Here is a 14,459-nt window from a genome sequence, read left to right on the forward strand (position 1 = left end):
CATGATGTTCCAAAAAGCACCGGTAATTTGGCAAAAGTTCACTTCCCCCCACGCTTTCTTGGCGATTGGAGTGTTTGTGTTGGTGGGTACGTTTACGTGGATACTGCCAACTCAGGCGGCTACGTACTACGTGGATAATACAGACGCTAGTTGCAGCGATTCATTCACCACGGCGCAGAACTCCACGACCCAGCCGTGGTGTACCATTACCCGGGCAAATAGCGCGCATGCGGCGGGTGATACGGTTGTGATTAAAAAAGGCACGTACCGCGAGTCTATTATCCCCAAAGCCGGAGTGAGCAATACCCAGCGGACAGTGTACTCGGGTGCCAGCACTGATCCCTCACAAGTTCTTGTGCTGGGCAGTGATGCTGTCACTGGGTGGCAGCAGTACTCGGGAAATATTTATCGGGCGCCGTTTGTGGGTGGCAACCAGTGTCGGGATCCAGGGGACGGCACTACGGTGGTGAACACGAACTGCTGGGTGGACCGGAGCACATGGTTGTTGCGCGGCGCCTTGACGAGTTCTGGCGATAGCCTGTCTGACCTGAATGCAGCGGGTGAGTTTTTCTACGATGCGAACGCCCATTACGTTTACGCCTGGATGCCAAATAGCGACAGCCCGAGTAATCACCTAGTTGAGTGCTCCAGACGGAATGTTTTTGAAACTGGTGCGTACACCCCAAATCCCGAGGTGTACAACTTTACGCTCCAGAATATTACGGTGATGCAAACTCTGGGGCGAGGGCTGACCTTTGGCTCCAATCCGCACCGGCCGGGCAACATAACTATTCAGAATAATGAAATTGCCTTTACCACTGGGAGCAACTTTTGCGCTGACAATCCCGCCGCCATATACCATGGGAATAGCGACGATTACAGCCCAGACATTCCGAACATACAGATTCTGAATAATACGATCCACGATGCTGGGAGTCACGGCGGCCCACCTTCTGATGATCGGATTCCAAATACGCACAAGGGTGCAGGAATCGAATTTTACACGGTGAAAGATAGCTTGATTCAAGGGAATACGATTTACAATACCTACGGGCCCATTGGTATGAAGCGCGGCAATTCTGGCATTACCATTCAAGACAATGTGGTGTGTGACTCGTGGGAAGGGATTTGGGTGGGCCCACCCAATCTAGATGGAACGACCAGTACCGAACTGAATGCAACCGTCGTGGGGAATGTGGTGTACGATTTGAATAATTACGGCGATGCTTGGGGTTTCTACAGTAGTAATGGGAACACGACATTCAAACTCATAAATAATACTTTTGTCAATACGACGGGCATCCACATTTCTACCGATAAAGCTTCGGACAATGACTATCGGAAAGATAATGTGCATGCCACGGTGGCCAATAATGTGGTTTCCAATCTCAAGCGTTTCCCGTATACCCAGCCCGGGTACCGTTTCCTCTCAGTGTATTGGAATGCGGTAGCAAACCTTACGTCACACAACAATCTTTACTACGATCCGACCAACACCAATTTTGGGGCGACGGCCGTTGGGGGTCGTGACACTACGTACACGAATTACACCTCATTGCAGCAATGGCAAACTGCAACAAGTAAAGATGGTCAGAGCATTTTTAGTAATCCCCTATTTGTCAATTTCACTGGCAAGAATTTTCAACTTTCTGCAACGAGTCCAGCGGTGAATCTTGGGTCTGTTATTTCTGGAGTGCACTGCGCGCAATCTGACGACGTGAATCCAACCCAAACCGGGTGTCGACATTGGAAAGGCGCAGCGCCAGATATTGGCGCGCATGAGTATGGCCTGAGCGTCACTACCCCAGCCACGCCAGGTGGTTCCACGCCCACCAGCACCCCTGGAACGGTGAGTGTGCCCACCACGCCGGATACCGCTGCAAGTTTCGTAGTTGCGGTAGACGGCGGGGCTAGTCCGGCAGTGCGCGTCATCACAGGTGGCACGTTCCAGCGTGAATTCTTCGCCTTTGAAAAAACGTTCCGTGGTGGCATGAGTTTAGCGTTTGGCGACCTGGGAACTGACGGCCAGAAGGAAATTGTGGTTGGCGCGGGCATTGGGCGGGTTGGTGAAGTGCGGGTATTTTCTACTACCGGTTCACACGTAGCGACCTTCTTACCCTACGGCAGCGCGTTTCGGAATGGTGTGAACGTGACACTTGCAGACGTGAATGGCGATGGTACCAAAGAAATTATCACCGCCCCCATGCGTGGTGACCAGCGCGTGCGAACTTTTGGGTATCGCAGTGGTCGGTACACCCAGGTGCAGCCTGAATTTGGCAGCGGCTATTTGAGCACGAGCTTGGCAGCCGGTGATTTGAATGCGGATGGTAAAGCTGAAATTGTGGTGATGTCCGAAGCGGCAGGCAGCCCAACCATACTGGCCTACGCGTTGCGTGGCACGCGGTACCAACGCATTGCCGCGCTGCAAGGTGTGTTTAGCACGCGTTACCGAACAGGCTATAGTCTGGCCGTGGGTGACGTGCAGGGGGACGGCATTCAAGATATTGTGGTTACCCGTTCGTCTATCACCGAGCCGGAAGTACGGACGTTTACACTTCGCGGGAGCAGCTTCCGTCAACAGTCAGTGTTCACGGCGCTTGGGAAAACTGCGCGTGGTGGTGGTCGCATTGCTGTTATGGACTACAATGGCGATGGGGCTGACGATATACTGCTTACCCGCAATATTCCCGCCGATCCAAAAGTCTACATCTACAGCATGGTTGGCGGCGTACGGCGCATTGGCACATTGCAGGCATACCCAGCGAACCGTCGCTTTGTGCTGGTGCCGGCGGGAAAGTAAGGAACCTCAGTTTTTACATCACCACCAAGCCGCAGCTTCTCCAAGCTGCGGCGTTTAGGGCTATAGATTGAGCTTTACCACACATGGTACACTACAGCCATGCGCGTAACCTGGGTCATGGTCATGTGTCCAACCAAGGGCGAAGCCGAGACAATCGGCAACGCCTTGCTTCGGGCTAGGCTGGTTGCCTGCTACGATATTTTCCCCCGCTGGAAGGCTGGGTACTTTTGGCCACCGAAGAGTGGGAAAATTGAAACAGCAAAAGGCACCATGCTCGTCCTTGATACGCTGCCAGCAAAAGTTGCAGCGGTTCGAAAATTGGTCAAAAGTGTACATAGCGACATGCTCCCCTTCATTGGGTCTTTTGCCATGACCGTGGAGCCGGCGTACTATCAATGGGTTCGAAAAGAACTAACTGGTAAAAAATATGAGTAGCAAATTTACACGCGCGGTGATTGTTCATGGTTGGGATGGGAGTCCGAATGGTAATTGGTTTCCTTGGGCAAAAGCCGTGCTTGAGCAGCAAGGCATCAGCACGGTGGTGCCGTCCATGCCGCACCCCAGCCAACCTGAAATTGGAACTTGGGTTCCCACCCTAGCCGAAGCTGTGGGAGAGCCATCCAGTGAACTTGTGCTTATTGGCCACAGCATGGGTTGCCAGACGATCATGCGGTACTTGGAAACGCTCCCGGCTGAGCAACATGTGGGTGCTGTCATCCTCGTCGCTGGTTTCTTTCACCTCACAGGTTTGCAAACGGATGAGGAGCGATCCATTGCGCAGCCATGGTTGGTAACACCTTTGGATTTTGCAACAATCCAAGATCGGGCGCAGCATATTACCGTCATTCTCTCTGACAATGATCCATTTGTTCCCGTGGCTGAAAATAAGCATGAGTTTGAAACCAAACTTGGAGCCCGAGTAATAGTGCTACATGGGAAAGGGCATTTGAATGAAGAAGCTGGGATTAGCGAGCTCCCGCTTCTTTTGGAAATCTTAGCCGAATTGCAGCAGGTGCAATGACCAAGGCACGGCAGCAAAAATTGGAAGTTGTGGCCAAGCAACGTCAGGCTGGGTTCATTGTTGTGCTGGAAGACATTCACGACCCGCATAACGCCGCGGCGATTTTGCGTACCTGCGATGCTTTTGGCGTGCAGGATGTCTGGTTCATTTTTGCTAAAGAGAAACGCTACAACCCACGTCGGGTAGGCAAATCCAGTTCGTCATCTGCAAATAAGTGGCTGGACTTCAAGGTGTTCACTTCAGTTGCAGAATGTAGCGCCGCACTGAAAAAATTGAAGTACGAATCCGTGGGCACGGTACTGCATGACAAGGCCAAAGACTTTACCAAAGTGAGACTCACGAACAAGCGGATTGCTCTGTGGGTGGGGAACGAGCACGCTGGATTGTCCGCTGAAGCCGTGAAAGCTTGTGACCGGCTACTGCTCTTGCCCATGCGAGGGTTTGTGGAAAGTTTAAATGTGTCCGTCATGACCGCCATCTGCGTGTACGAAATTTCCCGGCAGCGTGCTGGGCAGAGGGGGTATGAGCGATCTTCATTAGAGGTGAAGAAACTTACAAAGCAATTTGTCCAAAAATAAAAGCGCTCCTGATGAGCGCTTGTGAGATTTAGGCAGTCCTGTGGAAAACTGTGGTTTTCGGCATACCCTGTTGTTTGCGAACTCGGTTGCACGCGTAGGTGAGTTCATCGGTGAAGTAGCCTGATAGGTACTGGAATCGTTTTGGTACTATCGTCGCAAAGTTTTCAATGAGCACTGGAAAAATTTCCTCTGTCTCCTTCAATTGCTTCAGTTGGAATGCTTTGGGTTCTTTGAGAATCGTTCGCATATTGTGCAAACGGTCTGCAAGTTTTACTAGGATGATCCACCAGTCTTTGGGTTCAACAGACTGCAAACCCCAGTAGTAATTCTTGCCCTCTTCCTTCGTGAGTATGCGCAAGCCACGGTACACATCTTTCCCAAAGACATGCTCCACGCCCCACCAATTGAGAATGCGTGAATCTTCGCCAAGGTCGTGGGTGAGGCCAACGCATAATGGCCGGAAGAGAAAAACCTTGCATTCCAACATGATTATGAGCGCAACACTCTTGCAGTGGTCAAAGTAGCGGGTCTTCAGGTCATGTCGGAATTGATTTTTATGGCCGTACTTTGCCAAACGGTACGCCAGCATCACTAATTCAAACTCCTGGGAGTAGAGCTGGGTCTGGGCGATCCGTTCGAATGTTGGCCGGTCAAAAATCCTCTGACTGTACCCAATCCGAATACGTCTGGGCTTCCCGGTAGTTGGTGCCATTGGCTCCTCCTTGTGTAGGTTCGATATTGATGTTCAGGAGAGTGTATGAGAAATGAGTAGGACTGTCAAACGTAGTATTGACAGTACGTGATGGGGATGATAGGTTTTGGGGAATAAAAGATAAGTAAAAGTGAAACCTTCACAAAGGAGTGTATTGTGGATTACCCAGGATTGTCAGCGTTTTTTAGTGGGAAAATTGCATGGCACCTTCAAGCTACCGTTTTTTGCTGTATTGGGCTCTCGGTACTCATGGTAGTTGCCGTCGCATTGTTTTTCACTTTTGATCGAACAAGAAGGCTCTTGAATACCATTTGGTATGTCTGTACAATCAGTGCTTTTCTTGGACTTGGCTATGTTCAGGTTCTTAACTGGCAAGATTATAGTGAGAAGAAGGCGAATATTGTCCAGCAAGATAAGGCAAATTGGGAAACAGCCATGCTGTTCAATGAGAAGTACGTTGCACTGGAAGCAATGCTTGCGCAAATTGTGGAAACCCCTGATCCAAATGTCTTAGAGGGTAGCGGTGCGTATTTGGACATTTTTGAACCTGCTCAGTTACGCCAGTGCAGGATCGTCACTGTGGAAGCACATAACTTCACCAAGATTTCTGGTACCACAAGCGGGTACGTGCCACACGGTGGAATCTTTAGCAGTTACGGATGGGTGAACTTGAATCAGGACGCGACAGCTGCGGTTGATCTGCGAGAAGGTCAGGCGCTCGTTCTCTCGGTTGAACAGGGTGGTGCCTACCGACGGTTGGTTTTTCCAAGTACAATGTGGCTTGACCAACAGCGGAAAGACCTCGAACAGAAGTACAAGCTTCGGGACAGTGAGCATCAAACTCACATTGATGAAATTTTCACTCAGCACACTAAAGTGATTGATAGCCTGTTTGTAGGAGCGAATGGTTTATCTACCGGAAGCGTGAGTAGCCTCTGGGCATTGCTTCAAGATAGGCGTAATCAATCCGAGGATATCATCATTGATGCTACGGCGCTGACTGGTTCCTTTGGCCAGGATGCATATTACGTTGATGAGATAACAGTTCAGCAGGCGAGTCATTGCCCAGAGGGAATGCAAAAGCCAATTGTTAGCCCGGGCGCGTTTGCACTGCAGGCGTACACAGACATCACTGAGAGGTACATGCAGCAAAGGCCACACTAGTTCAACATTCCCAGCACATTTCAGGCTCCTAGCAATAGGAGCCTTTTTCATATCTTTAAATTTCCTAGCGACTTTCGTCGCATTAGATGATAGTAGTCAAAGTTGACGCGACTAAAGTCGCTTTGAAGGAGATAGGGACTAGCCGTAAGTGAGGGTAGTTACTTACCCGCGTTTCACTGCCCGCACAATTGCCTGGCTATCAACCCCCTCGTACCGCAGGAGTTGCTCGGGTTTGCCACTATGCGGGGTTTTGCGAACCGCGAGTGTGGTGAGTTGTACATCAATCCCAGCAATTGCCTCACGGACTGCTTCACCAATCCCACCCTGGGCATAGTGATCTTCCACTGTGATCAGGTGTTTGGTTTGCTTGGCTGCTCGGCGGAGGGTTTTTGTGTCGATTGGCTTGACGCAGTAGAGGTCAATCACCCGAGCGCTAATTTTTTTCTTCGCTAGTTCAGCCGCGGCTTTCAGGGCTTCATGCAAGGTAATGCCAGCTGCAATAATTGTCGCCACATCATGCCGGTTTTCGCGTAGGGTTTTGCTGCCGCCAATGGGAAATGCCTCGGTGTTCTTGTACAGCACCGGGGTTTTTTCTCGCGTGGAGCGGAGGTAGACAATGCCTTTCGCTTTCGCAGCTTGTTCCACTAATTTCTCGCAGCTTACTGCATCACTGGGATAGAGCACGACGCTGTTCTGTAGCATGCGGAACATACCAATATCTTCCAAGCCCATTTGCGATGCGCCATCCACGCCAATGGAAACCCCGGCATGGGAGCCACAGGCCACCAGGTGTGTATCGCTGTACTGCGCCATGCGGAACTGGTCAAAAGCCCGGGACAAGAATGCAGCGAAGGTGGAGACAAACGGCAGTTTGCCGCGTCCAGCCAAGCCCAACGCCACGCTCACCATATTCTGTTCGGCTATGTACATTTCCAGAAATTTCTTTGGGTAGGCTTTTTGGAAATGATCAGCGAAGGTGGAATTGCTCACTTCTGCATCTAGCACAGTCAATTGTGGAAAAGTTGGTGCCAGGCGGACTAGAGCATTCCCATAGGCTTCGCGGGTGGCAATGAGCGCGCCCCGAGTGTAACTCACTTTTTTTGCGGGTTTGGCATTTGCTACTTTGAGCGCACGGCGTTTTGGCAGTGAGACAACGCCTCGAATCTTGCCGTCATACTTCCCAAGTTCGTGTAAGGCTAACCGAAGCTCGAATTTTGGTAATGCTTTGCCGTGCCAACCATTCTTGTTCTCTAGGAACGATACGCCTTTCCCCTTCAGGGTTTTAGCAATAATGGCTGAGGGTTTGCCTTTCTCGCGTAGAGCTTTTTTGTATGCCTCAATGATCGTTGGAATATCATGTCCGTCAACGATAAAAGTTTGCCAACCAAAAGCCTGTAGCCTTTTGGCGTAGGCGGCAACATTATGGCCCAGCATCGTTTGGCCGCGCTGACCCAGCCGATTCACATCAATGATGGCCGTGAGGTTGGAAAGTTTTTGGAACCCGGCATACTGCACTGCTTCCCACACTTGCCCTTCAGCCATTTCACTGTCGCCCATGAGCACGAAGGTTCGGTACGTGAGCTTGTCCATCCGGCTGGCCAGCGCCATGCCCACACCCACAGATAGACCTTGGCCCAGTGAACCAGTGGCAGCTTCGGTGTATGGGAACGCTGGGGTGGGGTGGCCTTCCATCCGGCTGCCAAATTTCCGAAGAGTCAGGAGTTCGTGATCAGCAATTTTTCCCGCCGCAGCATACAACGCGTACAGTAGGGGCGCGGCATGGCCTTTGGAAAAAATGAGCCGGTCGTTGTTTGGGTACTTTGGGTTCTTCAGGTCAGCATGAAAAAAGCCGCCAAAGAAAAGTACGGCCATCAGGTCAGCTGCAGACAAGCAAGAAGTAGGATGGCCAGAGCCAGCCGCAGTGGTTGAGCGCAGTACATCAGCCCGCAGGCGAGTGGCAAGTGCTTGCAGTTTGGTTTGGGAAGTCATGGTACTTCCATTGTACCACTCTCACCTCTCCTGTCATTGCGAGGAACGAGTCCGCGAGTGACGCGGCAATCCCGAAGTACGTAAGAACCAAGGTTATATGCTTGTCTAGTACCGTGTTACAACGGGATTGCCACGTCGTCCCAAGACGGGACTCCTCGCAATGACAGAAAAATAAAAAGTACCGTCCAAATTGGACGGTACAAAGTTTTTAGGTAACAGCTGAGGATTGATTGGCCGGAGTTCTTTTTTTTCGAATGAAGATGCCAATGGAGAATCCGATAGCACCGACGAAACTTGGCCACAAGCCAGGAATAATTTCCCAGGCAACGGATATCCAAACCCAGAGCGCAAAACTGAATCCGACAATTAGACTCGTTAGGTCGTTGCCCGCATCTTTCCATCGGCGCGAAAGCCCAGCGAAGACTCCAAGCACACCAATTGCTCCCCACCGCCAATTATCTGGGAATGTTGCAGCCTTGGTAAAAAGCATTCCAATGAGTCCGATCATACATCCCAGCCCAACGCCGATCCAGAAATCCTTCCAGCCAAATGAGCTATCCTTCTTTTGCTCTTCTTCCACTTTCCCTCCTTGGGTTATATTGTGTTTCACCGTATCTTGGCATGGGTTTTGGTGGCCGTCAAGCGCTGCCTGGACGGTCAGGAAGTCTGGTGGTAGGGTAGAGAAAAGAAACATTTATTCAGGAGGTGAACCTTGAAATTTTACGTCATTACAGCATGCGTCACTGCGGCTATCATGTTGTTGCTGGTTAGCGTATTGCCCGGCGACTTGCTTACGCTTGTAGCATCGATGCTAGTCCTTAGCGGGATAGTACCCCTTGCATTTTTGGTTTTCGTTTTTGAAGGTGGGGGCGAGGTGTTTACTCCAGCTTTAGTCTGGCACCCGCCGGCCGTTTGTATTCTTACGACAGCCGCATACTTCCTAGTGTCCAGTTGGTCCTGGCTTCTGCTTTTTCTCATTCTTGGGAGTTTAGTTGCGTACGCCTTGCACCGAATTGTTGCTAGCGAATTTCCAATGCAACGCTCTTTCAGATTCCTTTGTACAGGAGCCGCACTCTGCGCCACAATATTTGTATCATTAGTAACGCAGTATCCAAAGTAGACAGCATCGTTTCCAAGGAGGAGAATGTGGAAGACCTATGTAAGTGTGACTGCCACACACAAGGTGCATACAACGGCGGTCTTGAGAATCGGCATCTGTGTAACTGTACCCTGTGTGCGTACTGTGGGCAGTACATCAAAGCCGGGTATTGGGAATCGCACAGTGAAACTTGCATAGCCCGACTAGCGCTACAGCAAGTGCAGTCCGGTTGTACAGGGCCTGACTTCTGGGAATGCAGATGCATGTGCCATTCCAGTGGCGGGGATCATTGCAAGCCCTGTTGCACACCCTGTTCGAATTGTGGCAAAAGGATTAGAACAGGATTTGAGAGCGATCATCTGACGAAGTGCAATCCTCGGTTTCGGATTTTGGCAGCTCCTGGTCCTACTCTTGCTCCATAGCACTTTCCCCTCACTCAAAAGAGAGTGAGGGGTTTTTCGTACAGTTACATTCATTTACTATCGTTTTGTCGCGGGTTTCACCGCTTCAATGCTCAGCCAGCGTACTTCGCGGCGTTTACTTTCATCGGCAAAATGTTGAGATGCTTGAATGCGGAAACCTGCAGTACGCAGAAGGCTGGTCATTTCTGCTTTGGTAAAGTAGGTGAAGAAGCGGGGCTGAGGGGCAAGTTGGTCGGTCACCCAACCAGAATCGCGTCCAATTTTTACGCGGACATGGAGAAGCCCACCAATCCGGAGGATGCGGAAGAAATGTCGCAATACCCGGGGAATGTCCTTTCTTTGCAGATGCAGAAGAACGGCATTTGCCCAAATCGCATCAAAGGTTTGCGGGCGAAAAAGTATTTTTCGTGCGTCCATGACTTTGAATACTGCTTTTGGCACCCGAGCTTTTGCAATTCTAATAAAAACCGTACTTGAATCAATGCCAGTCAGCCGAAAACCCTGCTGGACAAAAAAATTCGCATCTCGTCCACCAGCGCACCCAACGTCAAGAATATGTGCACCTGGGGTTAGATGCTTCGCAAAAGTTTTTCGCTCTGGTGGGGCGAGTGATTCCACTGCTGCGGTATACAAACGCCCAAGCGTGTTGTACGCCTGGCGCGTTTTTTGGTAGACCGTGTTTGGCATTACTTTACCAACCCCCGGGCTTGCATGGCATCCACAATGCGCTGGATGGCCAGCACGAAAGCTGCGGTGCGGAGGGAGATTTTCTTCTCTTGTGCAATGGCCCACACTTGGTCAAAGCTCTTTTCCATAATTGGCTGCAAACGACGCAGTACCTCGGCTTCCGTCCAACGGTCGCCCTGGTTATTCTGCACCCACTCAAAGTAGGAGACAGTCACGCCACCCGCATTAGCCAGCACGTCTGGCACCACCGGGATCCCCCGCTTCTGCAGACGCTCATCCGCATCGGGCGTCAGCGGGCCATTCGCCATTTCGACAATCGCCTTCGCTTTGATTTTCCCCACATTGTCTTTGGTGATGGCATTCTCCAGCGCCGCCGGCACCAGCACATCCACATCCAGTTTCAAAAGTTGTTCGTTGGTAATTTGCTGGTAGTGCTCGCAGTCGCACACTGTACCCACGCAGTAGCAGCCATCAATGAGCCCTTTCTCCTTCTTCGCATCCATAATGTGCTTGGGATCCATGCCCTTGCGGCGCTTGTCCAGAATGCCACCGCGAGAGTCAGACACGGCAATCACTTTGTACCCAGCAGCGTGCAGCTTCTGGGCAATGAAGTAACCCACATTCCCAAAGCCCTGGATTGCAACTGTGGTCTTCCCAGGTTTCAGTTTCAGTTTTTTTGCCAAGGCTTCAAACACGTAGAATCCCCCTTGGCCAGTTGCTTCGGTGCGGCCTTCGGAGCCACCGATGGCAAGTGGCTTCCCGGTGAATGTTCCAGGTTGCCATTCGCCAGTCACCCGGCTAAATTCATCAACCATCCAGCCCATGATGGTGGGGTTGGTGTACACGTCTGGCGCCGGGACGTCACGGTTGGGACCCAGGTACTGGGCAAACGCTCGTACCCATCCGCGGGAGAGTTGCTCCAGTTCATGCTGGCTCAGTTTTTTTGGATCAACCGTCACGCCGCCTTTCCCTCCACCAAAGGGAATGCCCACCACTGCACACTTTACCGCCATCCAAAATGATAATGCCTTCACTTCATGCAAATCCGTTTTGGGGTGGAATCGAATGCCGCCCTTGAATGGTCCGCGGGCATCGTTGTACTGCACCCGGTAGGCTTGGAACACTTTGGTGGATCCATCATCCATCCGCACCGGTACGCCGGATTCCAGTATGCGCGTGGGTCGTTCAAGTTGTCCCCGAATGTCTGTTGAGAGGTTGAGGATATCCGCAGCTTTTTTCAACTGGCTCATTGCACTGGTGAATGGATTGGTAGGCATAGTAGTTACGAATTACGAATACGGTTACGAATTACGAAATAGAGACACGTCACCGCTCTGAGCGGGATCCCGCCTTCTTTAGCTCAGGTGCAGAAAGTGGCGGGAAAAATACGAATGGGGAAAGATTAGATAGAAGAAGAGCTATTGTCCTTCACCCAATCCGTTCTCCCCTTACCAAGGGGAGGGGCGGAGGGATAACCCTACTGAGAAAAACCTGACCCTTAAAAGAAAGATTATTACAACTGGCGTGATCTCTACAGCTCTATGGCTTTACGGCTCTACAGCTTTTTCTTCGCGCCCCAGTCAATGAAGACTGCGGGTTTCCCCTGGGATTTTTGAATATACTCAAAAGCTTTCAGTGCAGCCTTTGCGCCTTCACCCGCGGAGACAACAACCTGCTTAAACGAGATGGTGGTCACATCCCCAGCGGCAAAAATACCTGGAACACTGGTTTCACAATCTTTCGAAATGACAATTTGATTTCGCTTATCCAGCTCCAGCAAACCTTTTACCAAGTCTGGCTTTACCACATATCCAATTTCTGGGAATACTCCATCCACAGCCAAGCGCTGCACTTTTGTTGGATCATCTGCTCTGGCAACGACTATCTCTTTTACCATTTCATCTCCAACAATCTCCAAGACGTTTGAAAAAGGAGTCAACTCAACCGTTTCCGCGGCCACCACTTTTTGCGCCAGCGTGGCTTCGCCAACCGGGCACTCGCCCAAGCAAATGAGGTAGACTTTCGCCGCAACGTTTGAGAGTAGTAACGCTGAGTCCATGGCCGAGTTGCCGCCACCCACTACCGCCACAGTTTTCCCGCGGAATTTTTCCGCATCGGCATACGCGCTGTACGAAACGCCATGGCCAATGAGCGCATCTTCACCCGGGACATTCATATGCTTGTGTGACAAGCCGTACGCCAGAATGACTGCACGGGCAGTGAATTGATTCCGAGCAGTGAGCACGTGGAAGAATTCATCATCAGCTTTCTCCACTTTGCGGACTTCGTCAATTTTCACCACCGCGCCAAATTTTTCCGCCTGCTCCCGAAACAGCGTGGACAGATCTCGCCCATGGATCATGCCCATGCCGGGGTAATTCTCAATGTGCGGCGTGGTGGCTGCCTGACCGCCAATGTCTTGGGAGATGATGAGCGTCGACAAACCCCGACGTGTCGCAAAAATGCCAGCCGTTAAACCAGCTGCTCCACCCCCAACAATGATGACGTCCAGCACTTGCTCGTCGGCCATATACTTACATGAAGCGTTTTACTTGTTCCAGAATTGCCGGCTTCTGCTGCAAGCCCGCAGCACGCCATACTTCTTTGCCGCCTTTGAAGATGGCCAACGTTGGAATGCTCATAATGCCATACTGCTGTGCGGTGGCGGGGTTTTCATCAACATCCAATGCTCCAACAGTAGCCTTATCCCCAAGTTCCTTCGCAATTTCTTCAATTATTGGTCCCTGCACCTTGCATGGCCCGCACCAGGTAGCCCAAAAATCAACCAATACGGGTTTTGCCATTTCGCCCAGTACATCACTCTGAAAATTCTGATCTGTAAACTGTCTACCTGACATAGGAGTTATTCATTAAGGATGAGAACGTTTTGATAGTATAGAGGGGTCTTTTGTCCTGGGCAAACCCGTTTGTTTTAGATACTTTGATGACCAGCTGGACATGGCAATGAGGACTTTGGTAAAGGCCTTGCCGCTTTGGGTAAGGCGGTACTCAACACGGGGTGGGCGTTCCGCAAACCGTTCTTGGGAAATGACCCCACAGGCAGCCAAGGTTTTTAATTTCACGGTGAGGGTGCGAGTGCTTACGGGTGCAACTGCTTGCAGTAGCTCACTGAAACGTTGGGGCGATTTTTCTCGTAAACGTTCTAAGATGACAAATGATGCCCGGTCACTAAAAGTCGTGCATAGCCGGTCTACCTGGCAAACTGGAGCTTGTTTTAATACTTTCATAAGTAAAGTGTAAGGCGCTTCGTGTTAGGTGTCAAGCTTGAGTTTGGATCATTACGAAATACGAAAAAAGATACGAATATACGAATTACGAAATAAAGGAGATACGCCCCGCGGAGCGGGGTCCGGCTTCGCCGGAAATATACGAATATACAAATGGGGAGAGGACGGGGGTAACTCCGAGTGCGGGTCTCTGTGCCCGCAGCTCGACCCGGGATGGATTGGAGGATGGGGAGGGTTTGGGTGTAGAGGCTTGTTAGGTTGGAAGGTTAGGGTATGGGCTTCAGAAGGACAGACCCTTTCTTCCAAACCCTACACCCTAACGAGCATCCATACCCTTGCCTACCTCACCGGTCACTTTCCGAGCCGGCCACCGGCCCGGAGAGTGACCGACCCAGGTTCCACCCCGGGCTCCCTCCGGGGCAGAGCCCGCCCCAGAGGGAGGGAGGACAGAAAAGCCACGCCTCGTTGCTACTATGGCTGCAAAGCCAAACAAAAAACTGCCAGCATTTCTACTGGCAGTATAGGTGTTACGCCTCTCCGGTGCCATTACACGTTTGGCACGTCCCAGTCCCGAGGCAAAAGGTACAAGGTCCATTCTCTGACGGAACCAGTTCTTGGTCGCCAATGATTTCATGAGCATCTCCAAGTTGCTGGCCGCTTCCGTGGCAGTGACTGCAAATGCCGCTGCCTTTCTGATCAGCCACATGCTCGCCATCGCAGTCTAAACAGTTCGCCATAC

14 protein-coding genes are annotated in these 14,459 nt (G+C 51.2%); 5 read left to right on the top strand and 9 right to left on the bottom strand.

Annotation, left to right across the window (positions count from 1 at the left end):
- The first annotated feature begins 1 nt into the window (after position 1).
- The 4 genes from WCV85_06455 to WCV85_06470 all read left to right on the top strand — a co-directional run bounded on the left by WCV85_06455 (position 2) and on the right by WCV85_06470 (position 4,399).
- A complete protein-coding gene (locus WCV85_06455) occupies positions 2–2,800 on the top strand; it encodes an FG-GAP-like repeat-containing protein (GenBank protein MFA6474482.1) in 2,799 nt (932 codons plus the stop codon).
- 99 nt (positions 2,801–2,899) lie between these two features.
- Positions 2,900–3,235 (top strand): divalent cation tolerance protein CutA, encoded by a 336-nt coding sequence (cutA, locus tag WCV85_06460; GenBank protein ID MFA6474483.1) that lies wholly within the window; start codon positions 2,900–2,902, stop codon positions 3,233–3,235.
- Positions 3,228–3,821, top strand: coding sequence for an alpha/beta fold hydrolase (locus WCV85_06465; GenBank protein MFA6474484.1), 594 nt, complete (start codon positions 3,228–3,230; stop codon positions 3,819–3,821). The genes cutA and WCV85_06465 overlap by 8 nt, the downstream gene beginning before the upstream one ends.
- A complete protein-coding gene (locus tag WCV85_06470; protein MFA6474485.1) occupies positions 3,818–4,399 on the top strand; it encodes an RNA methyltransferase in 582 nt (193 codons plus the stop codon). Before WCV85_06465 ends, WCV85_06470 begins: the two co-directional genes overlap by 4 nt.
- A gap of 28 nt (positions 4,400–4,427) precedes the next feature.
- Here the strand turns inward: WCV85_06470 and WCV85_06475 are convergent, their stop codons facing one another.
- Positions 4,428–5,111 (bottom strand): hypothetical protein, encoded by a 684-nt coding sequence (locus WCV85_06475; protein ID MFA6474486.1) that lies wholly within the window; start codon positions 5,109–5,111, stop codon positions 4,428–4,430.
- Positions 5,112–5,411: 300 nt separating this feature from the next.
- Here WCV85_06475 and WCV85_06480 point away from each other — a divergent pair, with 300 nt between their 5' ends.
- On the top strand, positions 5,412–6,275 hold the full coding sequence (locus WCV85_06480; GenBank protein ID MFA6474487.1) for a hypothetical protein: 864 nt from the start codon (positions 5,412–5,414) through the stop codon (positions 6,273–6,275).
- 162 nt (positions 6,276–6,437) lie between these two features.
- Here WCV85_06480 and WCV85_06485 read toward each other — a convergent pair whose 3' ends face one another.
- The 8 genes from WCV85_06485 to WCV85_06520 all read right to left on the bottom strand — a co-directional run bounded on the left by WCV85_06485 (position 6,438) and on the right by WCV85_06520 (position 14,457).
- On the bottom strand, positions 6,438–8,264 hold the full coding sequence (locus WCV85_06485; GenBank protein MFA6474488.1) for a transketolase: 1,827 nt from the start codon (positions 8,262–8,264) through the stop codon (positions 6,438–6,440).
- Positions 8,265–8,472: 208 nt separating this feature from the next.
- A complete protein-coding gene (locus WCV85_06490) occupies positions 8,473–8,958 on the bottom strand; it encodes a hypothetical protein (protein ID MFA6474489.1) in 486 nt (161 codons plus the stop codon).
- A gap of 884 nt (positions 8,959–9,842) precedes the next feature.
- Positions 9,843–10,472: a class I SAM-dependent methyltransferase gene (locus WCV85_06495; protein MFA6474490.1), complete on the bottom strand. Its 630-nt coding sequence runs from the start codon at positions 10,470–10,472 to the stop codon at positions 9,843–9,845.
- Positions 10,472–11,749, bottom strand: a complete 1,278-nt coding sequence (locus tag WCV85_06500; GenBank protein MFA6474491.1) for a Glu/Leu/Phe/Val dehydrogenase — start codon at positions 11,747–11,749, stop codon at positions 10,472–10,474. Before WCV85_06500 ends, WCV85_06495 begins: the two co-directional genes overlap by 1 nt.
- Positions 11,750–12,027: 278 nt before the next feature.
- Positions 12,028–13,002 carry an NAD(P)/FAD-dependent oxidoreductase gene (locus WCV85_06505; GenBank protein ID MFA6474492.1) on the bottom strand — a complete coding sequence of 325 codons (975 nt, stop codon included), beginning with the start codon at positions 13,000–13,002 and terminating at the stop codon, positions 12,028–12,030.
- A gap of 4 nt (positions 13,003–13,006) precedes the next feature.
- Positions 13,007–13,330: a thioredoxin gene (gene trxA / locus WCV85_06510; protein ID MFA6474493.1), complete on the bottom strand. Its 324-nt coding sequence runs from the start codon at positions 13,328–13,330 to the stop codon at positions 13,007–13,009.
- A 12-nt stretch (positions 13,331–13,342) separates the two neighbouring features.
- Entirely contained in the window at positions 13,343–13,720 is a 378-nt protein-coding gene (locus tag WCV85_06515) for a helix-turn-helix domain-containing protein (protein ID MFA6474494.1), read from the bottom strand.
- 527 nt (positions 13,721–14,247) lie between these two features.
- Positions 14,248–14,457, bottom strand: a complete 210-nt coding sequence (locus tag WCV85_06520) for a hypothetical protein (protein MFA6474495.1) — start codon at positions 14,455–14,457, stop codon at positions 14,248–14,250.
- Positions 14,458–14,459: the final 2 nt, after the last annotated feature.

It is taken from the genome of Patescibacteria group bacterium (assembly GCA_041665345.1).
GTDB lineage: Bacteria > Patescibacteriota > Patescibacteriia > PEXW01 > PEXW01 > JBAYJA01.

Coding starts and splice junctions, on each gene's coding strand:
- WCV85_06455 (MFA6474482.1), top strand. CDS start 2: ATGATGTTCCAAAAAGCACCGGTAATTTGGCAAAAGTTCACTTCCCCC.
- cutA (MFA6474483.1), top strand. CDS start 2,900: ATGCGCGTAACCTGGGTCATGGTCATGTGTCCAACCAAGGGCGAAGCC.
- WCV85_06465 (MFA6474484.1), top strand. CDS start 3,228: ATGAGTAGCAAATTTACACGCGCGGTGATTGTTCATGGTTGGGATGGG.
- WCV85_06470 (MFA6474485.1), top strand. CDS start 3,818: ATGACCAAGGCACGGCAGCAAAAATTGGAAGTTGTGGCCAAGCAACGT.
- WCV85_06475 (MFA6474486.1), bottom strand. CDS start 5,111: ATGGCACCAACTACCGGGAAGCCCAGACGTATTCGGATTGGGTACAGT.
- WCV85_06485 (MFA6474488.1), bottom strand. CDS start 8,264: ATGACTTCCCAAACCAAACTGCAAGCACTTGCCACTCGCCTGCGGGCT.
- WCV85_06490 (MFA6474489.1), bottom strand. CDS start 8,958: ATGTTTCTTTTCTCTACCCTACCACCAGACTTCCTGACCGTCCAGGCA.
- WCV85_06495 (MFA6474490.1), bottom strand. CDS start 10,472: ATGCCAAACACGGTCTACCAAAAAACGCGCCAGGCGTACAACACGCTT.
- WCV85_06500 (MFA6474491.1), bottom strand. CDS start 11,749: ATGCCTACCAATCCATTCACCAGTGCAATGAGCCAGTTGAAAAAAGCT.
- WCV85_06505 (MFA6474492.1), bottom strand. CDS start 13,002: ATGGCCGACGAGCAAGTGCTGGACGTCATCATTGTTGGGGGTGGAGCA.
- trxA (MFA6474493.1), bottom strand. CDS start 13,330: ATGTCAGGTAGACAGTTTACAGATCAGAATTTTCAGAGTGATGTACTG.
- WCV85_06515 (MFA6474494.1), bottom strand. CDS start 13,720: ATGAAAGTATTAAAACAAGCTCCAGTTTGCCAGGTAGACCGGCTATGC.
- WCV85_06520 (MFA6474495.1), bottom strand. CDS start 14,457: ATGGCGAACTGTTTAGACTGCGATGGCGAGCATGTGGCTGATCAGAAA.